Here is a 22982-nt window from a genome sequence, read left to right on the forward strand (position 1 = left end):
GCTCCGCGCGTAGATAAACCTCCGGCCGCACCTTGGATGAGTGGTGTGGCAGCAGGAGGCCGGGCGTGTTCGCGTGGGCGGCGCGCGGGTGGTCCGCGAGCGGTCCGCGAGCGGTGCGTGGGCGGCGCGCGGGCGGTCCGTGGGTTCGCGCGAAGGTGCGCGTTCACCGGATCACGGACCGGCCGGGGCGACGGGGGCTATTCGCCGGCCCGTCGCACGGGCGCCTTCAGGTGGACCTCGCCGGAGCGGCGTCTGCGGCGATTTCGGCCCCTTCGGCCCCTCGACCCTTTCGGCTTCTCCGGCTTCTCCGGCCTCTTCGGGCGGGCCTGCCGGTCAGGTCTCGCCGACGCCGGTCACCCACAAACAGAAACCGCCCTCCGCGGTGGCGGTCCCGCGAGGGGGACGCCACCGCAGAGGGCGGTTGTCGTGTGTTATCCCAGGATCAGCTTGGTTATCCCAGGATCAGTTGTGGCCGAACCTCCGCTGCTTCCGGTGGGAGACCTGTTCTGAGATCGAGTGCACCGTCTCCTGAGCAGCCGTTGGCTGCGTCTGCTCCTTCGTCTCCGGAGCAGCGCTGCGTTCGTGGCCGCCGGTGCGGGCACCGCGGTTCTGCCGACTCTGCTTCTTGCCCACGATCGTGCCTCCTGTTGCGGATCTCGGACGATGGGCCATCACCAGACTCGCATGTGGGTAAGAAAGGTGCATTCCGGGCGATGGTCGGCTGGTGCGACTCCTCCGGCCTCACTCGATTCCGGCTCGTTCCTCCAGGTCGCTCACTCGTACCGGCGGCAACGGCCGGGAAAGACGGCCCGCGCGTGTGCCGCGACCAGGTCGAGGGGGTGCGGGAGGCGTCGGTGATGGGGGCCGGTGACCGCCGTCGCGCTCGCCCTGCTGCCCGCCTCGGAGCGTACGGTCCTCGCTGGCCCTGGACCTGCGGTGGCCGCGGGCCTGGGGCGGTCACGGGCCGCACTGGACAGCGCCCCCGCGGCTCCGGGTGGCCCTCCCGTCGCTCCGGGCATCTCCGCCGGGGGCGTCAGGCCACGGCGTAGTCGGCGAGGGCCGGTTCGAGTACGACGAAGGCGCGGGCCGCCTCTTCCCTGACTATCCCGGCGATCTCGGGGTTGGAGTGGCCGGCGAGCGTGAGGTCCTGGATGCGCCGGAACAGGGTGCGGTGCACGGCCCCGAACAGGGTCGCGGCGGTGCGCGTGGTGATGTCGTCGGCGGCGGATCCGGTGGCCTCGGCGAGAGCTTCGGCCAGTGCCTCCTCGCGTTGGTCGTGCAGGCCGCGCAGGCAGACCGAGAGGGTGGGGCTGTCCGCGATCATGCGGGAGAACTCCGGTCCCGCGAAGCCGCAGACCGGATCCTGTGCGGCCACCGCGGCCTGGAAGGCGCGGCACAGCGCGGACAGTGCGGATTCGCCGCTGTCCCGGGACGCCACGGTGTGCGCCAGGCTCGCGATGAAGTCCTTTTGGTGGTCGAGGGCCAGGTCCTCCTTGTGCGGGAAGTAGTTGGTCACCGTCTTCTTGGCGACGCGGGCCGCGGTGGCGATCTCCGCGATGGTCGTCTGCTCGAAGCCATGCTCGATGAAGAGCCTGGTCGCGTGGTCGGAGATCAACTGCCGGGTCTCCCGCTTCTTGGACTCCCGCAAGCCGACCGGCCCGGTGTGATTCGCGCGGTGCCCTGCCTCCGGGGCACTTGCCTTGGCTTCTCTGTCGATACCCATGAGTGAATCTTACCCTCGTGGCATTTTTATGTTGACACCCCCACGCCTACCGAGCTAACTTTATATCCGTCGTAAGTTTCTGCTCGTGGAAAGAAGTGCTCATGCGGAAGACTGATCTCGCTGCGCTCCTCGCGATCCAGGCCAACGGCCCCGTCGGCGATGCCTCCGGGTGTTCCCGGCGCATCACCCCGCCCCGCATCGACCGCGTACGTAACGGCGCGCGCCGCATACGCAACATCCCGCGCGGCAATACCCACTGACTTATCGTCAACACACCTGCGCCGCCGAGCCGTTACTGGCAATCCGGCGCCAACCGGCTTGCGATCGCGTCGAATCGAGAGGATTCACCTTGCAGATCACCGCCTCCACCGTCTCGCTCACCGTCGACGACGTGGCCGCTTCCCAGCGCTTCCTCACCGCGCACCTCGCCTACGAAGTGCAGGCAGCCGCCGATGGATTCGCATCGCTCACCCGCCAGGACGCCGGCGTTGACATCGTCCTGCTCCAGCGCGGCACCGAGGTCCTGCCGGCCGACCAGCGCGACCGGTGTGTCTCCGGTCTGATTCTTGCTTTCACCCTCACCGGCATAGAGGCCGAGGAGAAGCGACTGCGCACCGAGGGTGTCGAGATCACCATGCCGCTGCGCGAAGAGCCGTGGGGCGAGCGCCTTTTCCAGATCACCGACCCCAACGGCGTCGTGGTCCAGTTCGTCGAATGGGTCGAAGCGGCCGATTCTGCCGACGGAGACGGAGACGGAGACGGAGACGGAGACGGAGCGTGCGAGCGCGAGTCGACGCGTGCGCCGGATGGGGGAGGGGCGTTCGGGCCGGGTCATCGATGAGCCCGGCCCGTGCGCTCCGGCTCCGCCGCGAAACGCCCAGCGGGTGGTCGCCCCTCGGCCCGGTCGGTGAGACGCCCCCGCGGTCCCCCGCGGCCCTCCGCGGTCCGCGTTGTCGGCAAAGTGACTCACGGCCATGAGCGCGACGCCAAGAATGCCGAGAGCTCCCATGCCAAGAATGCCGGGAACCGCCGTCCAGAACTCTCTACGGGAGCGGCATACCCATGTTCTCTCCGCTCGCTCTCCGAGCGCCCCGCGAAACAGGTCAGGCCCGGTTTCCGTTTCCGGAAACCGGGCCTGACCTGGTATTTCAGCTGTCGGGGTGGCGGGATTTGAACCCACGACCTCTTCGTCCCGAACGAAGCGCGCTGCCAAGCTGCGCTACACCCCGATCGCCGCCGGTGTCCCGGCGACATCGATTACTTTAGCCCACTCGCGCCCGCAGGCGAAATCCGGTTTCTGCGCAGCCGACGGGGGAAGGGCCGGGCCCCGGGGCGGGGGCCTCAGTCCTGGGGGATCAGGGTCAGCAGGGTGGCCTCGGGCGGGCAGGCGAAGCGGACCGGGGTGTAGCGGTTGGTGCCGCAGCCGGCCGAGACGTGGAGGTAGGCGCGCTGGTCGTCGACGGTGTGGGTGGAGAGGCCCTTGACCCGGTCCGTGTCCAGGTCGCAGTTGGTGACCAGGGCTCCGTAGAAGGGGATGCAGAGCTGGCCGCCGTGGGTGTGACCGGCCAGGATCAGTGGGTAGCCGTCCTGGGTGAAGGCGTCCAGGGAGCGCAGGTAGGGGGCGTGGACCACGCCGATGGAGAGGTCGGCGCCCGTCTCGGGGCCGCCGGACACCTCCGCGTAGCGGTCGCGCCTGATGTGCGGGTCGTCCAGGCCGGTGAAGGCGAGCTCCAGGCCGTCGATCTTGAGGCGGCCGCGGGTGTTGGACAGGCCCAGCCAGCCCGCCTCGTCGAAGGCGTCGCGCATCGGCTCCCAGGGGTTGTGGACGACGCCGACCGCGGGCGCGTTCCCGTTGAGGCCGTGCTTGCCCCGGGCCTTTTCGAGGAGGTAGCGGGCGGGGTTGCGGAGCTTGGGGCCGTAGTAGTCGTTGGAGCCGAAGACGTACACCCCCGGGAACTCCATCAGCGGGCCGAGCGCGTCGAGCAGCTCGGGCACGGCCTCGGGGTCGGAGAGGTTGTCACCGGTATTCACGACGAAGTCCGGGCGCAGGCCGGCCAGCGACTGGAGCCAGGCGCGCTTCTTGCGCTGGCCGCTCACCATGTGGATGTCGGAGACCTGGAGCACGCGCAACGGGCGTGCCCCGTGCGGGAGTACGGGGATGGTGACTCGTCGCAGCCGGAACGAGCGGGCCTCGAACCCGGCGGCGTAGGCGAGACCGGCTGCGCCGATCGCCGCGCCGACTGCCGTGACTTTCAGGGGTACTCCGTAGCGTGCGCGCATGTGTCCATCGTCGCAGACACTGTGCGGCCAGCAGAAAACCGGCGGGCGCCGGTCGCCCCGTACCTGCCACAATCAGCACATGACCACGCTCAAGTCCAAGCTCAAGGAAGACCTCACCACGGCCATGAAGGCGCGCGACGAGCTGACCTCGTCCACGCTCCGGCTGACACTCACCGCCATCACGAAGGAGGAGGTCAGCGGCAAGACGGCCCGCGAGCTCTCCGACGACGAGGTGCAGAAGGTGATCGCCAAGGAGGCGAAGAAGCGCCGTGAGGCGGCCGAAGCCTTCGCTCAGGGCGGCCGGACCGAGCAGGCCGAGCGTGAGAAGGCTGAGGGCGAGATCCTCGACGCGTACCTGCCGAAGCAGCTGAGCGACGACGAGCTGGGCGCGATCGTGGCGTCCGCCGTCGAGGAGGCCAGGGCCGCCGGGGCCGCGGGGCCGCGCGCGATGGGTGCCGTCATGAAGATCGTGAACCCGAAGGTGGCTGGGCTCGCGGACGGCGGCCGGGTGGCCGCCTCGGTGAAGAAGCTCCTCGCGGGCTGAGCGGGCTGAGCGGGCTGAGCCCTCGCTACAGGGCAGAGTGGCGCAGGAATACATGAAGGGGGGTGCCCCGGATCGGGATCGATCCGGGGCACCCCCCTTCATGTCAGAGGATGGGCCGTGCGGCTCAGGGGCCCTGAGTGCCGCCGGTCTGGCCGCTGTGGCCGCCGGTGTTCCCGCCGATCAGGTTCGGCGGGATGGTGATGCCTGGGAAGGGGTTCTTGTCGCCGGGCTTTTTGCCCCCGGGCTTCTTGCCCCCGGGGCCGGGCCTTCCGTCGTCCCCGCGGTCCCTGTCCCGGTCGTCGTTCTTCGGCGGGTCCGGGATGTTGACGGTGTTGAAGGCCGGGGCGGTCACCCCGTTGAGGGCGCCCGTCATCGCGTCACGCCAGATCGGTCCGGGGACCTGTCCGCCGTACACCTTGTCCTGGTACACGCCACCGATCGTGATGCGCTCCATCTCGACGCTCTGGGACGGGCTGCCGACCCAGACGGCGCCGGACATGTTCGGCGTGTACCCGACGAACCAGGCGTTCTTGCGGGCGTCGGTCGTACCGGTCTTGCCCGCGTTGTCGCGGCTCTGGAGACCCGCCTCCTGGCCGGTACCGGAGTCGACCACTCCGCGCAGCAGGGTGTTGATGGTGTCGGCCGTGGTCGGTGACATCGCCTGCGAGCAGGAGGTCTTGGGCACGGGCAGCGAAGTGCCGTCGGCCTTGCTGACCGACTCCATGGCGATCGGCGTGCAGTACGTGCCGCGGTTGGCGAAGGCGGCGTACGCGCTCGCCATCGTCAGCGGCGACAGACCGTTGGAGCCGAGAGTAAGAGTCGACGGGTTCTGCGGGAGCTTGGAGCCGTCGCCCTGCACCACGCCGAGCTTGTCGGTCATCTGCGAGACCGGGCACATGCCGATGTCCTGGAGCATCTGGACGAAGTAGGTGTTGACCGACTTCTCCATCGCTTCTTTCAGCGCGTACGGGCCCTTCTCGGTCTCGCTCTCGTTCTCCAGGTGATACTTCGGCCTGCCGTCGTTGACCCACGGCTTCCCGCAGGACCGCACCGTGTCCGGGTAGTCCATCTCGTACGGGGACGGATAGACCTGCGTGGCCGGCTTGCCACCCTCTATGGCCGCGGCGGCGAGGAACGGCTTGAACGTCGAACCGGTCGGGAAGCCGTAGTTGGAGCCGCCCATGACCTTGTTGACCGAGTAGTTGTACTGGGTCTCGTTGGTGCCGAAGCCATACGGCTTGGACTGGCCCATTCCCATGATCTTGCCGGTGCCCGGCTGGACCAGCGTCACGGCCGTCGCGACCTTGTCCGACTTGTAGACGTGGCTCTTGATCGAGGCCTGCACCGACTGCTGGGACTGCGGGTCGAGCGTCGTCCGGATCGTCAGGCCGCCCTGGTTCCAGATCTTGGCCCGGTCCTCCTTGGTCTTACCGAAGACCGGGTCGGTGAGGAAGACGTGGCGTACGTAGTCGCAGAAGAAGCCGGCGCCGCTGACGGCCGTGATGCAGCCGTTCTGCGGCTTCTTGACCTTCAGCTTGATCGGGGTGGCCTTCGCTTTGTCGGCCTGGGCCTTCGAGATGTCCCCGACGTCCGCCATGCGCTGGAGCACCATGTTGCGGCGCTTGGTGGCCTCGGCCGTGTCGTTGACCGGGTCGTAGCGGCTCGGCGACTGCACGACGCCGGCCAGCAGTGCGGACTCCTCCAGGGTCAGGTCCTTGGCCGACTTGGAGAAGTAGCGCTGGGAAGCGGCCTCGATGCCGTAGGCCTGCTGCCCGAAGAAGGTGATGTTGAGGTAGTTCTCCAGGATCTTCTTCTTGCCGAGCTCTTCCTCGACCTGGATCGCGTACTTCAGCTCCTGGACCTTGCGGCCCATCGTCTGCTGGGTGGCCTGCGCGACCTTGTCCGGGTCGTCGCCCGCCTCCTCGACGAAGACGTTCTTCACGTACTGCTGGGTCAGGGTCGACGCGCCCTCGGTGGCCCCGCCCGTCTGCACGTTGCGGTTCAGCGCGCGCAGGATGCCCTTGAGGTCGATGGCCCCGTGCTCGTAGAACCGGGCGTCCTCGATCGCGACGATCGCCTTCTGCATGTACGGCGAGATGTTCTTCAGCGGGACCACGGTGCGGTCGCGCGAGTACACCGAGGCGATCAAGCCGCCCTTGCTGTCCAGGATCGTGGTGCGCTGGCTCAGCGGCGGAGTCTTCAGATTGGCCGGGATCTCGTCGAATCCCTCGACCGTCCCCTTGGTGGCGAGACCCAGTGCTCCGGCGGCCGGCAGCGCGATGCCCGCGAGCACGACTCCGGAGAGTGCGGCGACACCGAGGAACTTGGCGGCCTGCTGGGTCGTCGAGAGACCCCCGCCCGAGCGCTTCTTTGGCATGGGGGCAGCCTACGTTCTCATTCGCCGGACACACGTATATGCCTTGGCCTAAGCTGCTCTCAACTGTCACAGCTGTCCGGTTCCGTATCAACCCCCGTGCAAGTCTCGGCCACGGCCTCAGGCACTCCCGAATTCGCCTCGTTGGTCATCGAACGTCCGTTGTGATCCAGGTGAACTGTCCCGATTCTGGCGGGATAGTCGCTTATGCCCTCGCCTCACTCCCCTGGGTGATCTGCCGCATACGCATAGTCCGTTCGGGCCATCCAAGATTGGGCCCGAAGGGGGTGTTGTGCTGTCGCCACCTTCCGTAACGTCCTCAACTGGCAGCGGTGAATATGCCGCTGCCGCCGTGGGGGAGCCTCGATTCGGGAGAGGACGGCGCCGTGATGGGCTGGGTAACCGACTGGAGTGCGCAGGCAGCCTGCCGCACTACCGATCCGGATGAACTGTTCGTACAAGGGGCAGCGCAGAACAGGGCCAAGGCGGTGTGCACCGGATGTCCGGTGCGGACCGAGTGCCTGGCCGATGCGCTGGACAATCGCGTCGAATTTGGCGTGTGGGGCGGAATGACCGAGCGGGAACGCCGCGCACTGCTGCGCAGGCGACCGACCGTCACGTCCTGGCGCCGGCTGCTGGAGACCGCGCGCAGCGAGTACGAGCAGTCCGCGGGCATCCTGCCCGTGGCGATCGGACTCGACGACGACGAACTGCACGAGAGGTACGCCGCAGTGGGATAGGACCCGGCGGGCTGCTACACAGCTCCGGCCGGGGCGGAACCGGTCGCGAGCCGGTCTCCGATGGCCCGGAGCCCTTCGAGATCGTGTACGTCACCGGGCAACGCGGCCACTTCGGTCACGGCGACCTCGGGGTGCAGCGAGGTGAAGCGGTCACGTGTGCGCTGCTCGCGCGCGACCACCTGCATCCGTTCAGCATGCAGCCGCAACAGACCTGCGGTCAGTTCCTCGACGGAAGCGGTCGACTCACGGTCCGAAGCGGTCGGTTCGCGGTCTTCGGTGTTCTTCTGCTCGGTAGTGTCCTCGTGCTCGGAGTTCTCGGGCGCGGCGTCCGGTGCGGAACCGGGCGTGGCAACGGGTTCGGGAGAGGCGGCCGAGCGGTCGGCCCGGTCACGAAGTCCAGCCTTCCCGGCCATCTGATCCACAATGCCGACCCCATCAAGATTTTCTGCGGCGGCCAGGGCCTGCTCGGCCGAGAGCCGGGCGGCATCGCTGCCGTGGACCCGGTTGAGCACCAGACCGGCCAGCGGCATCTCCTCCGCGGCCAGCCGCTCCACGAAGTACGCCGCCTCGCGCAGCGCGTCCCGCTCCGGTGTCGCCACGACGAGGAAAGCCGTGCCGGGGGCCTGGAGCAGTTTGTACGTGGCGTCGGCCCGGGTGCGGAAGCCGCCGAACATGGTGTCCATCGCCGCGACGAAGGTCTGTACGTCACGCAGGAACTGACCGCCGAGCAGCTTGCCGAGCGTGCCGGTCATCATCGACATGCCGACGTTCAGGAACCTCATCCCGGCCCGGCCGCCCATCTTCGCAGGCGCCATCAGCAACTTGATGAACTTTCCGTCCAGGAACGAACCGAGCCGCTTCGGTGCGTCCAGGAAGTCCAGCGCGGAGCGCGACGGAGGGGTGTCGACGATGATCAGGTCCCACTCGTCGCGCGCGCGCAACTGCCCGAGCTTCTCCATCGCCATGTACTCCTGCGTGCCCGCGAAGCCGGCCGACAGGGACTGGTAGAAGGGGTTCTCCAGGATCGCGCGGGCCCGCTCGGCGTCCGCGTGCGCCTCGACGATCTCGTCGAAGGTCCGCTTCATGTCGAGCATCATGGCGTGCAGTTCCCCGGTGCCCTCGCCGTCGATGCCCGGTACCCGGCGCGGGACGTTGTCCAGCGAGTCGATGCCCATGGACTGGGCGAGTCTGCGGGCCGGGTCGATGGTGAGGACGACGACCTTGCGGCCCCGCTCGGCCGCCCGTACGCCCAGTGCCGCCGCGGTCGTGGTCTTGCCGACGCCGCCGGAACCGCAGCAGACAACGATCCGGATGTCGGGATCGTCGAGCAGCGCGTCGGTGTCCAGCGCGTCGGTGTCCTGAGCGGCTGTGCCCTGCGCGTCGGTGTTCAGCGTGGCTGTGTCCAGCGTGGCTGTGGAAGCGGGCGCGGAACCGGGGGATCCGGCCGGGTCCGTCTCCGCGGTCGTGGCCGCATCCGTGCGCTGTGTCATGTACCCACCCCTTGTCCCGCCCCTTCGCCCACGCCCTGCTTGCGCAGCTCGGTCGCCAGGTCGTAGAGACCGGCCGGGTCCATTCCCTCGCCGATCAGCGGGAGTTCGTACCCCGGCAGCTCCAGGCCGGCGAGCACGGCACGCTGTTCACGTTCCAGCTCGACCCGCTGGGCATGCTCGGCCGCCTGCTCGACCAGCGGGCGCACGAGCCCCGCGGAGCCGGTCACTCCCGCCCGGGTCAGCGCCTTCGCGATCTCCTTGCGGCGGCCGCCCGAGGCGGTGCGCAGGGTGTCCTCGTCCAGCAGGTGGGGCCGCACCATGTTCACGATGACCCGGCCCACCGGCAGTTCGGCGGCGCGCAGTTCGGCGATGCCGTCCGCGGTCTCCTGGACCGGCATCTCCTCCAGCAGCGTCACCAGATGGACGGCGGTCTCGGGGGACTTCAGCACCCGCATCACGGCCTGTGCCTGATTGTGTATCGGGCCGATCCTGGCCAGCCCCGCCACCTCGTCGTTCACGTTGAGGAAGCGGGTGATGCGCCCGGTGGGCGGGGCATCCATGATCACGTAGTCGTAGACGTACCGGTTCTGCTTGTCCTTGCGGCGTACGGCTTCGCAGGCCTTGCCCGTCAGCAGCACGTCCCGCACGCCGGGCGCGATCGTGGTGGCGAAGTCGATCGCGCCGAGCTTCTTGAGCGCCCGGCCCGCACTGCCCAGCTTGTAGAACATCTGGAGGTAGTCGAGCAGGGCGCGCTCGGCGTCGATCGCGAGCGCGTACACCTCACCGCCGCCCGGCGCGAGGGCGATCTTGCGCTCCTCGTACGGAAGGGACTCCGTCTCGAAGAGCTGGGCGATGCCCTGCCTGCCCTCGACCTCCACGAGAAGTGTGCGCTTGCCCTCGGTCGCGAGGGCGAGCGCGAGGGCGGCGGCGACCGTGGTCTTACCGGTACCGCCCTTGCCGCTGACGACCTGGAACCTGCTCACGTATTCGAGCCTAACCAGTCACACCGCAGGCTACGCACGAGGCTGCGCGTGCCAGGGATTACACAGGCGTTACAGTCGGGCCCATGACCAAGTGGGAATACGCGACCGTGCCCCTTCTCGTGCACGCGACCAAGCAGATTCTGGACACCTGGGGCGAGGACGGCTGGGAGCTGGTCCAGGTCGTTCCCGGCCCGAACAACCCCGAGCAGCTCGTGGCCTACCTGAAGCGGGAGAAGGCGTAGTGGCGGGCGCCGTCGAGGCGAAGCTCGCCGAGCTCGGGCTGACGCTGCCGGACGTCGTGCCGCCGCTGGCCTCGTACCAGCCAGCCGTGCAGTCGGGGGTGTACGTGTACACCTCCGGCCAGCTGCCGATGGTGGACGGCAAGCTCGCGGTCACCGGCAAGGTCGGTGCGGAGGTCACGCCCGACGAGGCCAAGGAGCTGGCGAAGACCTGCGCGCTCAACGCGCTGGCAGCCGTGAAGTCCGTCGCGGGCGACCTGGACCGGATCGCACGTGTGGTGAAGGTCGTGGGCTTCGTCGCCTCGGCGTCCGACTTCACCGGGCAGCCCGCCGTGATCAACGGCGCCAGCGAGCTGCTCGGCGCGGTGCTCGGTGACAAGGGCGTGCACGCGCGCAGCGCGGTGGGCGTCGCGGTGCTGCCGCTGGACGCACCGGTCGAGGTCGAGGTCCAGGTCGAGCTGGTCGGGGCCTGAGCCGTACGTTTCCGTTCCTTTCCTCTTCTTTTCTTTTCTGATCCCGTCCGGGTTCTCCTCCGATCCGGTCCGGCTCTCTTTCGATCCCGTCCGGTCGTGGTGACCGGGCGGGATCGTCTGTGTACGGGGCATGTACGGATCACTGCACCTCTCGAACATCGGCGCGGTTCCGGATAGCCTCCGGCCATGTCCAATGGTCAGTGGTACCCACCGGAATGGCCCGACCGGATCCGGGCACTCGCCGCAGGTGAGCTGAGCGCCGCGACGCCGAAGCGGGCCGCCACCGTGATGCTGCTCCGGGACTCCGCCGCTGACACCGAGGGCGGTCCCGCCGTCCACATGCTGCGCCGCCGGACCTCCATGGCTTTTGCCGGCGGGGCGTACGCCTATCCGGGTGGCGGGGTCGACCCGCGCGACGACGACCGGCTCGTCGGCTGGGCCGGACCCGCGCTGGAGAGCTGGGCCGAGCGGCTCGGCGTCGGGACTCGGGCCGAGGCCCAGGCCATCGTCTGCGCGGCGGTCCGGGAGACGTACGAGGAGGCGGGCGTCCTGCTCGCGGGGCCGAGCGCCGCCACGGTGGTCAGCGACACCACCGGTGCCGAGTGGGAGGCCGACCGCGCGGCACTCGTCGCCCGGGAGCTGTCCTTCGCCGAGTTCCTGGACCGGCGCGGTCTGGTGCTGCGCTCGGACCTGCTGGGTGCCTGGGCGCGCTGGATCACCCCCGAGTTCGAGCCCCGCCGCTACGACACCTGGTTCTTCGTCGCCGCGCTCCCCGAGGGCCAGCGCACCCGCAACGCCTCCACGGAGGCGGATCGCACGGTATGGATCCGGCCCGGCGAGGCGGCCGACGGATACGACCGGGGCGAGCTGCTGATGATGCCGCCGACCGTGTCGACGCTGCGGGCGCTGAGGCCGTACGGGACGGCCGCCGAGGCCCTGACGGCGGCGGATTCCCAGGACCTCACGCCGGTGCTGGCACAGGCGAGGCTGGAGGGCGGCGAGTTGGTGCTGAGCTGGCCGGGACACGACGAGTTCACCAAGCACATCCCGAGCGGTCCGGCCGGCGGCGGTCCGGGCGGTGGCTCCGGCGGCGGTTCTGGCGACGGCTCCGGTGACGGTCCGGGTGGCTCGGGAGGCGGGTCCGTATGAGCAACGCGGCAGCGCTGCCCGGACAGCCGCGCGGCACGGTCCTGTCCGGCCCCGCCACGGCCCGCGCCGTCAACGTCCTCGCCCCCAACGCCTCGCCGATGACGCTGGACGGCACCAACACCTGGATCGTCGCCGAGCCCGGCTCGGATCTCGCGGTCGTCATCGACCCGGGCCCGCTGGACGACGCGCACCTGAGGGCCGTCATCGACGTAGCGGAGCAGGCCGGCCGCCGGATCGCACTCACCCTCCTCACCCACGGGCATCCCGACCACGCGGAGGGCGCGGGGCGGTTCGCCGAGCTGACCCGTACGAAGGTGCGTGCCCTGGACCCGGCGCTGCGGCTGGGGGACGAGGGGCTGACCGCGGGTGATGTGATCACGACCGGCGGCGTGGAAATCCGTGTCGTGCCGACCCCCGGGCACACCGCGGACTCGCTCTGCTTCCATCTGCCCGCCGACCGGGCGGTGCTGACGGGGGACACGATCCTCGGGCGCGGCACCACGGTCGTCGCGCATCCGGACGGGCGGCTCGGCGACTACCTCGACTCGCTGCGGAGACTGCGCTCGCTGACCGTCGACGACGGCGTGCACACGGTGCTGCCGGGGCATGGTCCGGTGCTGGACGACGCGCAGGGAGCGGTCGAGTTCTACCTCGCGCACCGGGCGCACCGGCTGGCCCAGGTGGAGACGGCGGTCGAGGCCGGGCACCGGACGGCGTCGCAGGTGGTGGCGCAGGTGTACGCGGACGTGGACCGGTCCCTGTGGCCCGCAGCGGAACTCTCGGTGCTGGCCCAGCTGGAGTACCTGCGCGAGCACGGGCTCATCTGAGGGTCACGGGACAGCACCGAGGCCCCGCCGGGTGGTGGCGGGGCCTTGCGCGTACGGGTGCGGAGGAGGCCGGGCCCCGGTCCGGCTAGCGGGACCGCTTCGCCAGGCGCTCCACGTCCAGCAGGATCACGGCGCGCGCCTCGAGACGCAGCCAGCCACGGCCGGCGAAGTCGGCGAGCGCCTTGTTGACCGTCTCGCGGGAGGCGCCGACCAGCTGGGCCAGCTCTTCCTGGGTCAGGTCGTGGACGACGTGGATGCCTTCCTCCGACTGGACGCCGAAGCGGCGCGACAGGTCGAGAAGGGCGCGCGCGACGCGGCCCGGCACGTCGGAGAAGACCAGGTCGGACATCTGGTCGTTGGTCTTGCGCAGGCGGCGGGCGACGGCGCGCAGCAGGGCCGTGGCCACCTCGGGGCGGGCGTTCAGCCAGGGCTGGAGGTCGCCGTGGCCGAGGCCGAGGAGCTTGACCTCGGTCAGCGCGGTCGCGGTCGCGGTGCGGGGGCCCGGGTCGAAGAGCGACAGCTCGCCGATCAGCTCGCCGGGGCCGAGGACCGCCAGCATGTTCTCGCGCCCGTCGGGGGAGGTGCGGTGGAGCTTCACCTTGCCCTCGGTGACCACGTAGAGGCGGTCACCCGGGTCGCCCTCGTGGAAGAGCGCGTCGCCGCGTGCGAGGGTCACCTCACTCATCGAGGCGCGGAGCTCCGCGGCCTGCTCATCATCGAGCGCCGCGAAAAGCGGGGCGCGCCGCAGAACGTCGTCCACGAGTTCTCTCCTTGTCGGCCTGTTCAGGGAACCGTGGTCCCCATCATGCCGGACGGTAAAACAGTGCGATCAATCACAAACCAGTTTGACGCACGGGCGTGCCCAATAGTGCGGCAGGGGGCCGATTGGGGGCGGATGCACGGTGACGGGGGCAGATGTCAGTGCGTGGCTCTAGGCTGGCCGGGTGTCCAGATCGCCGGTGAGAGCGCAGGCCAAGGGGGCTGATGGGGTGTCGGAAGGCCGTGATTCCGCTGTGGGCGAACAGGGTGCCATTCGCTCGGAAAAAGCGACAAAACGCCCCATTGGGAGGCCGGTGGGGAAGCCGACTGCGAAGGCCGCGGCGAAGACGACCGTGAAGGCGACGTCGAAGACGACGGTGAGTGCCGCAGGGAAGACGACGGTGAAGGCAACGTCGAAGACGAAGCCGGAGTCGCGCCTGGCGATGGTGCGCCGGGCCCGCAAGATCAACCGTGAGCTCGCCGAGCTCTATCCGTACGCCCATCCCGAGCTGGATTTCCGAAATCCCTTCGAGCTTCTGGTCGCCACGGTCCTCTCCGCCCAGACCACCGACCTGAGGGTCAACCAGACCACTCCCGCGCTCTTCGCCGCCTATCCCACCCCCGAGGACATGGCCGCCGCCGTCCCGGAGGAGATGGAGGAGCTCATCCGGCCGACCGGTTTCTTCCGGGCCAAGACCAAGTCGCTGATAGGCCTCTCCGTGGCGCTCAGGGACAACTTCGGCGGTGAGGTGCCGGGCCGGCTCGCCGATCTCGTCACGCTTCCGGGGGTCGGCCGGAAGACCGCCAACGTTGTTCTGGGCAATGCCTTCGGCGTTCCCGGGATCACCGTCGACACCCATTTCGGCCGTCTGGTCCGCCGTTGGAAGTGGACGGAGCAGGAGGACCCGGAGAAGGTCGAGGCCGAGATCGCCACGATCTTCCCCAGGAGCGAGTGGACGATGCTCTCGCACCGGGTCGTCTTCCACGGCCGTCGCATCTGTCATGCCCGCAAGCCCGCCTGCGGCGCATGCCCGATCGCCCCGCTCTGCCCGGCGTACGGCGAAGGCGAGACGGACCCGGAGAAGGCCAGGAAGCTGCTGAAGTACGAGATGGGCGGGCAGCCGGGCCAGCGGCTGAGCCCGCCCGCGGACTACCCCGGCAAGCCGGCCCCGGCCCTCGGAGCGGGCTGACGCACGGCACCGGCCGCCCGACGACCGAATTGGCCGGAACGGCGCGGGCGGCCGGAACGGCCGGAACGAAATGCGTGGTGACAGGCGTTGTGAGACGAGGGGTGCCTATGGAGACGCACGAACAGAGCACGGAAACGGCAGCCGCGCCCGCAGCGGAACGCTCGGCTGCGGCCGGCCCCGCAGCTGTCAGCCCCGCGGCGGCCGTGGCTGCGGCCGCCGCCACGGCAGGTGCCGGTAAGGACGGCGCGATCACCGTCACGACCGAGGGGCTGCCCGCCTGGCTCGACCCCGTGGCACGCGCCGCACAGACCATCGAGCCGGACCAGCTCAGCCGCTTTCTGCCGCCGGAGAGCGGCGCCGGCCGGCAGTCCGCCGTGCTCGTACTCTTCGGCGAGGGAGAGCGTGGCCCCGAACTGCTCCTGATGGAGAGGTCCGGAAGCCTGCGCTCCCACGCCGGACAGCCCTCCTTCCCCGGTGGCTCGCTGGACCCGGAGGACGGCGACCAGGCGACGACAGGGCCGCTCAGAGCCGCTCTGCGGGAGGCCCGGGAAGAGACCGGCCTCGATCCGCGCGGGGTACAGCTCTTCGGCGTGCTGCCCCGGCTCTACATCCCGGTGAGCGGCTTCGTCGTGACGCCGGTCCTCGGCTGGTGGCACTCGCCCAGTCCGGTCGGCGTCGTCGATCCGGGTGAGACGGCCCGGGTCTTCACCGTTCCCGTGGCGGATCTCACGGATCCGGCCAACCGCGCGACCACGGTCCACCCCAGTGGCCACCGGGGTCCGGCGTTTCTGGTCGAATCCGCCCTGGTCTGGGGTTTCACGGCCGGAGTGATCGACCGGATTCTGCACTTCGCGGGCTGGGAGCGCCCCTGGGACAGGGCCAAGCAGGTGCCGCTCGACTGGCGCGCATGACAGGCTGACTCCCGTGCTGCACCGTCCGGGCCCGCCCGGACCCAGCCGAAGGAACGGGCCCGGTGACGAATCTGCGAGGCTATAGACGGTGAACGTGCTGGACATCCTGCTGCTGGTCGCCGCCGTGTGGTTCGCGGTCATCGGCTATCGACAGGGGTTCGTCGTCGGCATCCTGTCGGTGATCGGGTTCCTGGGCGGCGGCCTCGTCGCCGTCTATCTGCTGCCGGTCCTGTGGGACCAGCTGACGGACGGTTCCGAGGTCTCGTCGACGGCGGCCGTCGTCGCCGTCGTCATCGTGATCGTCTGCGCCTCGGTGGGACAGGCATTCACCACCCACCTGGGCAACAAGCTCCGCCGGTACATCACCTGGTCGCCCGCGCGCGCCCTCGACGCCACCGGCGGCGCCCTGGTCAACGTCGTCGCGATGCTGCTGGTCGCCTGGCTGATCGGCTCCGCGCTGGCCGGCACCACACTGCCGACGCTGGGCAAGGAGGTCCGCAGCTCCTCGGTCCTGCTCGGCATCTCCCGGGTGATGCCCACACAGGCCTCCACCTGGTTCACGGACTTCTCTTCGGTCCTCGCGCAGAACGGCTTCCCGCAGGTCTTCAGCCCGTTCGCCAACGAGCCGATCACCGAGGTCAAGGCCCCGGATCCGGCGCTGGTGGGCAGCCCCGTCGCGGCCCGCGCCAAGAAGTCCATCGTCAAGGTCGTCGGAACGGCCCCGGGCTGCGGCAAGGTGCTCGAAGGCACCGGCTTCGTCTTCTCCGACCGCCGGGTGATGACCAACGCGCATGTCGTCGGCGGAGTCGACGAGCCGACCGTCCAGATCGGCGGCCAGGGCCGGCTGTACGACGCGAAGGTCGTCCTGTACGACTGGCGGCGCGACATCGCCGTGCTCGACGTGCCGGACCTCGACGCGAAGCCGCTGCGGTTCGCCGACACCGACCACGACGCCCGGACGGGGCACAGCGCCATCGTCGCGGGGTTCCCGGAGAACGGCTCGTACGACGTACGGGCGGCGCGGGTCCGGGGCCGTATCGATGCCAGCGGCCCGGACATCTACCGCCGGGGCACCGTCCGCCGCGATGTGTACTCGCTCTACGCGACGGTCCGTCAGGGCAACTCCGGCGGACCGCTGCTGACCCCGGCGGGCGAGGTGTACGGCGTCGTGTTCGCCAAGTCGCTCGACGACCCCGACACCGGTTACGCGCTGACGGCCGACGAGATCCGCCAGGACATCACGCGCGGACGCACCGCCAACCAGCAGGTCGACAGCCAGGCGTGCGCGCTCTGAGCATCTGCCAGTGCCTGACAAGCGCCTGCTGAGCGCCGGCTGAGCGTGCCGGTCCGGGTCCGGGCAGGGCCCGGCATGGCACGGCCCGTCGAGGCCGGGAGAAGTGTGATGAAGTCCCGCCCGGCCGGTGAGCCTTCACCGGTCGACCGGGGCGGACATCATCCGCGTGGATGGCGCAGCCGCGCCGAGACCCAGCGGGCCCGACGGCGCAGAATGCGCGGAATACCGAGCCGGGGGTCGTGCAGAACCCGCATATCGTGCACCCGGCCCTGGGAGCCGTCCCCCTCATGAGTGCTCGGACTCGCCGTGGCGGTCGAGCGGCGGTTGCGTGCTGCGTCACCGAAGTCGTGCGTCCAGCCCATACCAGGACGTCTGCCCGTGCCTCATGGTCGGTAACCGCCCATCCGTCAGCCAATTGGCCTATGCGCCGGGCAATTGGCCATTCGGCGGACAACTGTGCCTCTGCGCCTACCGATCGGGCTCTGGATCCTTGAGCCAGTTGATGAGTTCGGCCGAGAACCCGGCCGGGTCCTCCTCGTGGGGGAAGTGCCCCAGACCGTCGAAAAGTCGCCAACGGTAGGGCGCTTCGACATACTCTCCGGAGCCCGCCGCGCTCCTGGTACGGATCGCCTGATCGAGCGAACCGTGCAGATGCAGCGTCGGTACCCGCACCGGCAGTTTCATCCGCCGGTTGAACTGGATCCCGTCAGGCCGGGCGAGGGAACGCACCATCCAGCGGTACGGCTCGATCGAGCAGTGCGCCGTCGACGGGATGCACATCGCGCGCCGGTAGACGTCCACCGTCGAGTCGTCGGGGAAGTCCGGGGTCCGGGGGCCCGCCCATTCGCGGATCAGCCGGCCGACCAACGCCGCGTCGTCCGCGACGAGCTGACGCTCCGGTACCCACGGGCGCTGGAAACCCCAGATGTACGAGCCGGCCCGGGACTGCGCGAAGTCGGAGAGCATCGATGAGCGCCAGCGGCGCGGGTGCGGCATCGAGGAGACCACGAGGCGGCGCACCAGTTTCGGACGCATCACCGCGGCGGTCCAGGCGAGGTAGCCGCCCATGTCATGGCCGACCAGCGCGGCGTCCGGTTCGCCGAGCGAGCGGATCACGCCGGTGATGTCGAGGGCCAGGTTGGCAGGGTCGTAACCCCGGGGCGTACGGTCGCTGCCGCCGACCCCGCGCAGGTCCATCGCGACGGCCCGGAAGCCGGCGTCGGCCAGTGCGGTGAGCTGGTGGCGCCACGTCCACCAGAACTGCGGGAAGCCGTGCAGCAGCAGCACCAGCGGGCCCTCGCCCAGCTCGGCGATGTGGAAACGGGCGCCGTTCGCCGCCACGTCCCGGTGGGTCCACGGCCCGTCGATCCGCACGGGCCCGCCGGAGCCGGCCGGGGCGGGTGAGCCGGCCGGGGTGGGTGAGGCCGTTGTGCCGGACGGGGCGGGCGAGCTTGCAGGGCCCGTGGAGCGCGAAGAAGCCACGGAACGTGAAGAGCCCGTGGAGCGCGAAGGATCCGCGGAGCTTGCAGGGTCTGAGGCGCCACCCGAGCCTGCCCGGCTGCCCGAGCCTGTCCGGCCGCCCCTGTCCGCAGGGTCTGCCTGACCTTCCGGGCCTACGGGGCCTACCGGGCCGAATGCGCTGAAATCGGGGACCGTCATGTGGACGAGCGTGCCACAGAGGAGCCCTTGTCCTGGACCGGAGCCTTCTCCATGGCCTTGCCCGTCAGCGTGCTGCCCGAGGCGGCCGGAAGGCTCGCCCGTGCCGTGACGGCGGGCCGCGGGTGCGGCTTGACGCCCTGCAGCACGGCGGCCGTCTGCTTTGCCGAAGCGATCGACTTCTCCGGCGGCTTGACCTTCTTGAACTTGAGCCAGCCGATCAGCCCCAGCAGGACGGCCAGGAGGAAGAACCCGCCGGCCACGATCAGGAACGACCACGCCAGGCCAAGACCCAGGTTGTGGATCCCGTAGGCGGCCGCGAAGCTCAGCATCGGCATCATGAACAGAAGCAGCACGGCCGCGACGATCAACGCCACACTGCCGATCGCCCCGCGCTTGACGTCCTGCCGCACCTCTGCCTTGGCCAGGGCGATCTCGTCGTGCACCAGTGCGGACATCTCGGCCGTCGCCGCGGCGACCAGCTGCCCGAGACTGCGGTCGGCGCTGCCCGCGTTGTTGCCGGGGTCGCTCATCCCTGACTTCCTCTCCAGTCCTGCTGCTCAACACATCTGGTGTCAGATCATGCCGGACTGTCCGGCTCGTTGCTCGCTGCCCCCGCCAGTTGGGCAAGGCGACGGTGCTCAGCCGCCTTCCTTTCGTGGATCGCGGCCATCCGCAGGTGGTACTCCGGGTCGCCCTGTTCGTAGATGTCGGGCACCCCGTCCTCGTCCTCGTCGAGCTCCTCCGCCTCGTGCAGCGCCCGGTATCTGCGTACCCGGAGTTTGAGCAGTACACCGGAGAACACGGCGGCCGTCAGGGAGCCGATCAGCACGGCGGCCTTGATCTCGTTGATCACGCCCTCGTCGCCGGTGAAGGCCAGCTCGCCGATGAGCAGCGAGACGGTGAATCCGATGCCGGCGAGCGAGGCGACCGCGAAGACGTCCGCCCAGGCCAGCTCCTTGTTCAGCTCCGCCTTGGTGAACCGGGTGGCCAGCCACGTACCGCCGAAGATGCCCACGGTCTTGCCGACGACGAGGCCCAGGACGACACCGAGCGTCTCGGGCCGGGTGAAGACCTCCGCCAGCGCGCCGCCGGAGAGGGAGACACCGGCCGAGAAGAGGGCGAACAGCGGCACGGCGAAACCGGCCGAAAGCGGGCGGATCAGATGCTCGATGTGCTCGCCGGGCGAGTGGGTCTCGCCCTCCCGCCGGGTGCAGCGGAGCATCAGGCCCATGGCGACACCGGCGATCGTGGCGTGGATGCCGCTGTTGTACATCAGGCCCCAGATGACCAGGGCGAGCGGTATGTAGATGTACCAGCCGCGTACGTTCCTGCGCAGCAGCAGGTAGAAGACGGCCAGGCCGACGAAAGCGCCGATCAGCGCCATGAAGTTGATCTTCTCGGTGAAGAAGACCGCGATGATCAGGATCGCGAAGAGGTCGTCGACGACGGCGAGCGTCAGCAGGAAGGCGCGCAGCGCGTTCGGCAGCGAGGTGCCGATGACCGCGAGGACGGCGAGGGCGAAGGCGATATCGGTGGCGGTGGGGACGGCCCAGCCGTCCGTCGAACCTCCGCCGACCACGTTCACCAGCGTGTAGACGATGGCCGGAACAGCCATTCCGCAGAGCGCGGCGACGACTGGGAGGGCGGCCGCCCTCGGGTCGCGAAGCTCGCCCGCGACCAGTTCCCGCTTGAGCTCGACGCCCGCGACGAAGAAGAAGATCGCGAGCAGCCCGTCGGCCGCCCAGTGCTCCACGGAGAGGTTGAGACCCAGAGACTCCGGGCCGAAGTGGAAGTCGCTGACGGACGCATAGCTGGAACCGAAGGTGTTCGCCCACACCAGGGCCGCTATCGCGGCGACCAGCAGGATCACGCCGCCGACGGTCTCGGCGCGCAGGGCCTCCGCGAGGTAGTTCCGCTCGGGGAGGGACAGCCGTCCGAGCAGGGTGCGGCGCGGCGAAGGGGGTGCGGGGGCGGGCGCGGCCACGAGTGGAGACCTCCGGGTCGGTACGGCAGCGATGGCATGGCTGATGCACTTGCCGACCAGACTTCCCGGCACACCCTGTGGAGATTTCTTATTGCTTTGTTGACGCAACTGCCACTGTACCCGTGGTGTGCGGGGTTCTATACGGTGATCTTCACCTTAGATGCCCGAGGGGCATCCGGCGCGTTGCTGGATGCCCCTCGGGGACGTACTGCGCTGTCCGCCGTGGTCAGTCCTCGGAGGAGGACGACGGCAGCTGGGCCTGGATCAGGTCCATCACCGAGGAGTCGCTCAGCGTGGTGACGTCTCCCACCTCGCGGTTCTCGGCGACGTCACGCAGCAGGCGCCGCATGATCTTGCCGGAGCGGGTCTTCGGCAGCTCGGCGACCGGCAGGATCCGCTTCGGCTTGGCGATCGGGCCGAGCGTGGCACCGACGTGGTTGCGCAGCTCCGCGACCAGCTCGTCGGAGGCGTCGGCCGTACCGCGCAGGATCACGAACGCGACGATGGACTGGCCGGTCGTCTCGTCGGCGGCACCGACCACGGCCGCCTCGGCGACCGAGGGGTGCGACACGAGCGCCGACTCGACCTCGGTGGTCGAGATGTTGTGCCCGGACACCAGCATCACGTCGTCGACCCGGCCGAGCAGCCAGATGTCGCCGTCCTCGTCCTTCTTGGCGCCGTCGCCCGCGAAGTACTTGCCCTCGAAGCGCGACCAGTAGGTGTCGATGAAGCGCTGGTCGTCGCCCCAGATGGTGCGGAGCATCGACGGCCACGGCTCGGTGAGGACGAGGTAGCCGCCCCCGCCGTTCGGAACCTCGCTGGCCTCGTCGTCGACGACCGTGGCCGAGATGCCGGGCAGGGCGCGCTGGGCGCTGCCCGGCTTGGTCTCCGTCACGCCCGGCAGCGGCGCGATCATCATCGCGCCGGTCTCGGTCTGCCACCAGGTGTCCACGATGGGGCACTTGTCGGCGCCGATGTGCTTGCGGTACCACATCCACGCCTCGGGGTTGATCGGCTCACCGACCGAACCGAGAATCCGGAGGCTGCTCAGGTCGAACTTGGCGGGGATGTCGTCACCCCACTTCATGAACGTACGGATCGCGGTCGGCGCGGTGTAGAGGATCGTGACGCCGTACTTCTGCACGATCTCCCAGAAACGCCCCTGGTGCGGGGAGTCGGGCGTGCCCTCGTACATGACCTGCGTCGCGCCGTTGGCCAGCGGGCCGTAGACGATGTACGAGTGGCCGGTCACCCAGCCGATGTCGGCGGTGCACCAGAAGACATCGGTCTCCGGCTTGAGGTCGAAGACCGCGTTGTGGGTGTATGCCGCCTGCGTGAGGTAGCCGCCGGAGGTGTGCAGGATGCCCTTCGGCTTACCCGTCGTGCCGGAGGTGTAGAGGATGAAGAGCGGCTGCTCCGCCTCGAAGGCCTCGGGGGTGTGCTCGGCGGACTGCCGGCCGGTGATCTCGTGCCACCAGACGTCGCGGCCCTCGGTCCACGCGGTGTCCTGGCCGGTGCGCCGGACCACGAGGACGTGCTCGACGCTGTCTATACGGGAGACGGCGTCGTCCACGGCGGGCTTGAGCGCGGACGGCTTGCCGCGGCGGTAGCCGCCGTCGGCGGTGATGACGACCTTGGCGTCCGCGTCCTGGATGCGGGCGGCGATGGCGTCGGCGGAGAAGCCGCCGAAGACCACCGAGTGGGCGGCGCCGATGCGGGCGCAGGCCAGCATCGCGATGGCGGCCTCGGGGATCATCGGCAGATAGACGGCGACGCGGTCGCCCTTGCCGACACCGAGCTCGGTGAGCGCGTTGGCGGCCCGGGAGACCTCGTCCTTGAGCTGTGCGTAGGTGATGGCGCGGCTGTCGCCGGGCTCGCCCTCGAAGTGGAGGGCGACCCGGTCGCCATTGCCGGCCTCGACGTGGCGGTCCACGCAGTTGTACGCGACGTTGAGCCTGCCGTCCGCGAACCACTTCGCGAAGGGCGGGTTGCTCCAGTCGAGCGTCTCGGTCGGCTCCGTGGCCCAGGTCAGGCGACGGGCCTGCTCGGCCCAGAAGCCCAGCCGGTCCGCCTCGGCCTGCTCGTACGCCTCCGCCTTGACGTTGGCGTTCGCGGCCAGATCGGCAGGCGGTGCGAACCGCCGCTCCTCACGAAGCAGATTGGCCAAGCTTTCGTTGCTCACGACATCTCCCATTCCCAGGGTGTCCGTTGTGTCCCGGGGCATAGCTCATCAGGCCAAAGGCCGGGTGACAAGTGTCTGCCCGGAATTGGTTTAGACCTGTGTCTCGTGTATTGAGACACGGTCCCGCATCCACGTGCGGCGCGACGCGGTGCGGCGCAGTGCGGAGGGGAGCTGTGCAATG

At 69.5% G+C, this 22982-nt stretch carries 22 protein-coding genes, 1 tRNA gene and 1 pseudogene; 11 read left to right on the forward strand and 13 right to left on the reverse strand.

The window, feature by feature from the left end; all coding sequences use genetic code 11:
* Positions 1–462: 462 nt before the first annotated feature.
* Both OHA19_RS22020 and OHA19_RS22025 read right to left on the reverse strand, forming a co-directional pair.
* Positions 463–633: a hypothetical protein gene (locus OHA19_RS22020; protein WP_405714118.1), complete on the reverse strand. Its 171-nt coding sequence runs from the start codon at positions 631–633 to the stop codon at positions 463–465.
* Positions 634–1033: 400 nt separating this feature from the next.
* Positions 1034–1723, reverse strand: coding sequence for a TetR/AcrR family transcriptional regulator (locus OHA19_RS22025; RefSeq protein WP_405714116.1), 690 nt, complete (start codon positions 1721–1723; stop codon positions 1034–1036).
* A 101-nt stretch (positions 1724–1824) separates the two neighbouring features.
* Here OHA19_RS22025 and OHA19_RS22030 point away from each other — a divergent pair, with 101 nt between their 5' ends.
* Positions 1825–1983 (forward strand): hypothetical protein, encoded by a 159-nt coding sequence (locus tag OHA19_RS22030; protein ID WP_405714114.1) that lies wholly within the window; start codon positions 1825–1827, stop codon positions 1981–1983.
* 89 nt (positions 1984–2072) lie between these two features.
* Positions 2073–2444 (forward strand): annotated as a pseudogene (locus OHA19_RS22035) (VOC family protein); the annotation flags it as partial.
* 434 nt (positions 2445–2878) lie between these two features.
* Here OHA19_RS22035 and OHA19_RS22040 read toward each other — a convergent pair.
* Both OHA19_RS22040 and OHA19_RS22045 read right to left on the reverse strand, forming a co-directional pair.
* Positions 2879–2952: transfer RNA gene (locus tag OHA19_RS22040), tRNA-Pro, on the reverse strand.
* 112 nt (positions 2953–3064) lie between these two features.
* Complete coding sequence (locus OHA19_RS22045) at positions 3065–4003, reverse strand: metallophosphoesterase (protein WP_405714112.1); 939 nt, start codon at positions 4001–4003, stop codon at positions 3065–3067.
* Positions 4004–4082: 79 nt separating this feature from the next.
* Between OHA19_RS22045 and OHA19_RS22050 the strand changes: the two genes are divergently transcribed.
* The gene (locus tag OHA19_RS22050; protein ID WP_405714110.1) at positions 4083–4547 is read left to right on the forward strand and encodes a GatB/YqeY domain-containing protein; all 465 of its coding nucleotides are present in this window, start codon (positions 4083–4085) and stop codon (positions 4545–4547) included.
* 124 nt (positions 4548–4671) lie between these two features.
* Here OHA19_RS22050 and OHA19_RS22055 read toward each other — a convergent pair whose 3' ends face one another.
* Positions 4672–6924, reverse strand: a complete 2253-nt coding sequence (locus OHA19_RS22055) for a transglycosylase domain-containing protein (protein WP_405714108.1) — start codon at positions 6922–6924, stop codon at positions 4672–4674.
* A 386-nt stretch (positions 6925–7310) separates the two neighbouring features.
* Here OHA19_RS22055 and OHA19_RS22060 point away from each other — a divergent pair, with 386 nt between their 5' ends.
* Positions 7311–7661 carry a WhiB family transcriptional regulator gene (locus OHA19_RS22060; RefSeq protein ID WP_187438703.1) on the forward strand — a complete coding sequence of 117 codons (351 nt, stop codon included), beginning with the start codon at positions 7311–7313 and terminating at the stop codon, positions 7659–7661.
* Between the two features lie 14 nt (positions 7662–7675).
* Here OHA19_RS22060 and OHA19_RS22065 read toward each other — a convergent pair whose 3' ends face one another.
* Both OHA19_RS22065 and OHA19_RS22070 read right to left on the reverse strand, forming a co-directional pair.
* Positions 7676–9151 (reverse strand): ArsA family ATPase, encoded by a 1476-nt coding sequence (locus OHA19_RS22065; protein ID WP_405714106.1) that lies wholly within the window; start codon positions 9149–9151, stop codon positions 7676–7678.
* Positions 9148–10134 carry an ArsA family ATPase gene (locus OHA19_RS22070; RefSeq protein ID WP_405714104.1) on the reverse strand — a complete coding sequence of 329 codons (987 nt, stop codon included), beginning with the start codon at positions 10132–10134 and terminating at the stop codon, positions 9148–9150. Before OHA19_RS22070 ends, OHA19_RS22065 begins: the two co-directional genes overlap by 4 nt.
* A gap of 83 nt (positions 10135–10217) precedes the next feature.
* Here OHA19_RS22070 and OHA19_RS22075 point away from each other — a divergent pair, with 83 nt between their 5' ends.
* The 4 genes from OHA19_RS22075 to OHA19_RS22090 all read left to right on the forward strand — a co-directional run bounded on the left by OHA19_RS22075 (position 10218) and on the right by OHA19_RS22090 (position 12822).
* Positions 10218–10376, forward strand: a complete 159-nt coding sequence (locus OHA19_RS22075) for a DUF4177 domain-containing protein (protein WP_003967454.1) — start codon at positions 10218–10220, stop codon at positions 10374–10376.
* Positions 10376–10846, forward strand: coding sequence for a RidA family protein (locus OHA19_RS22080; RefSeq protein WP_114245273.1), 471 nt, complete (start codon positions 10376–10378; stop codon positions 10844–10846). The genes OHA19_RS22075 and OHA19_RS22080 overlap by 1 nt, the downstream gene beginning before the upstream one ends.
* Before the next feature lie 186 nt (positions 10847–11032).
* Positions 11033–11995, forward strand: coding sequence for an NUDIX hydrolase (locus tag OHA19_RS22085; RefSeq protein WP_405714100.1), 963 nt, complete (start codon positions 11033–11035; stop codon positions 11993–11995).
* Entirely contained in the window at positions 11992–12822 is an 831-nt protein-coding gene (locus tag OHA19_RS22090; RefSeq protein WP_405714098.1) for an MBL fold metallo-hydrolase, read from the forward strand. Before OHA19_RS22085 ends, OHA19_RS22090 begins: the two co-directional genes overlap by 4 nt.
* An 85-nt stretch (positions 12823–12907) precedes the next feature.
* Here the strand turns inward: OHA19_RS22090 and OHA19_RS22095 are convergent, their stop codons facing one another.
* Positions 12908–13582 carry a Crp/Fnr family transcriptional regulator gene (locus OHA19_RS22095; RefSeq protein ID WP_014046869.1) on the reverse strand — a complete coding sequence of 225 codons (675 nt, stop codon included), beginning with the start codon at positions 13580–13582 and terminating at the stop codon, positions 12908–12910.
* A gap of 184 nt (positions 13583–13766) precedes the next feature.
* Here OHA19_RS22095 and nth point away from each other — a divergent pair, with 184 nt between their 5' ends.
* From nth to OHA19_RS22110, 3 genes are all read left to right on the forward strand, one after another.
* Positions 13767–14771: an endonuclease III gene (gene nth, locus OHA19_RS22100; protein ID WP_405714096.1), complete on the forward strand. Its 1005-nt coding sequence runs from the start codon at positions 13767–13769 to the stop codon at positions 14769–14771.
* A 107-nt stretch (positions 14772–14878) separates the two neighbouring features.
* Complete coding sequence (locus OHA19_RS22105) at positions 14879–15682, forward strand: NUDIX hydrolase (RefSeq protein WP_405714094.1); 804 nt, start codon at positions 14879–14881, stop codon at positions 15680–15682.
* Positions 15683–15770: 88 nt separating this feature from the next.
* Positions 15771–16976 carry a MarP family serine protease gene (locus tag OHA19_RS22110; RefSeq protein ID WP_405714092.1) on the forward strand — a complete coding sequence of 402 codons (1206 nt, stop codon included), beginning with the start codon at positions 15771–15773 and terminating at the stop codon, positions 16974–16976.
* Between the two features lie 158 nt (positions 16977–17134).
* Here OHA19_RS22110 and OHA19_RS22115 read toward each other — a convergent pair whose 3' ends face one another.
* The 5 genes from OHA19_RS22115 to acs all read right to left on the reverse strand — a co-directional run bounded on the left by OHA19_RS22115 (position 17135) and on the right by acs (position 22843).
* Positions 17135–17338 (reverse strand): hypothetical protein, encoded by a 204-nt coding sequence (locus tag OHA19_RS22115; protein ID WP_405714090.1) that lies wholly within the window; start codon positions 17336–17338, stop codon positions 17135–17137.
* Between the two features lie 106 nt (positions 17339–17444).
* Complete coding sequence (locus OHA19_RS22120) at positions 17445–18635, reverse strand: alpha/beta fold hydrolase (RefSeq protein WP_405751257.1); 1191 nt, start codon at positions 18633–18635, stop codon at positions 17445–17447.
* Positions 18632–19165, reverse strand: a complete 534-nt coding sequence (locus OHA19_RS22125) for a phage holin family protein (protein WP_405714086.1) — start codon at positions 19163–19165, stop codon at positions 18632–18634. Before OHA19_RS22125 ends, OHA19_RS22120 begins: the two co-directional genes overlap by 4 nt.
* Before the next feature lie 47 nt (positions 19166–19212).
* Entirely contained in the window at positions 19213–20619 is a 1407-nt protein-coding gene (nhaA, locus tag OHA19_RS22130; RefSeq protein ID WP_405714084.1) for a Na+/H+ antiporter NhaA, read from the reverse strand.
* A 226-nt stretch (positions 20620–20845) separates the two neighbouring features.
* The gene (gene acs, locus OHA19_RS22135; RefSeq protein WP_405714082.1) at positions 20846–22843 is read right to left on the reverse strand and encodes an acetate--CoA ligase; all 1998 of its coding nucleotides are present in this window, start codon (positions 22841–22843) and stop codon (positions 20846–20848) included.
* Between the last annotated feature and the right edge of the window lie 139 nt (positions 22844–22982).

Origin of the sequence: Streptomyces sp. NBC_00012, from assembly GCF_045040875.1 — a bacterium.
Classification (GTDB): Bacteria; Actinomycetota; Actinomycetes; order Streptomycetales; family Streptomycetaceae; genus Streptomyces.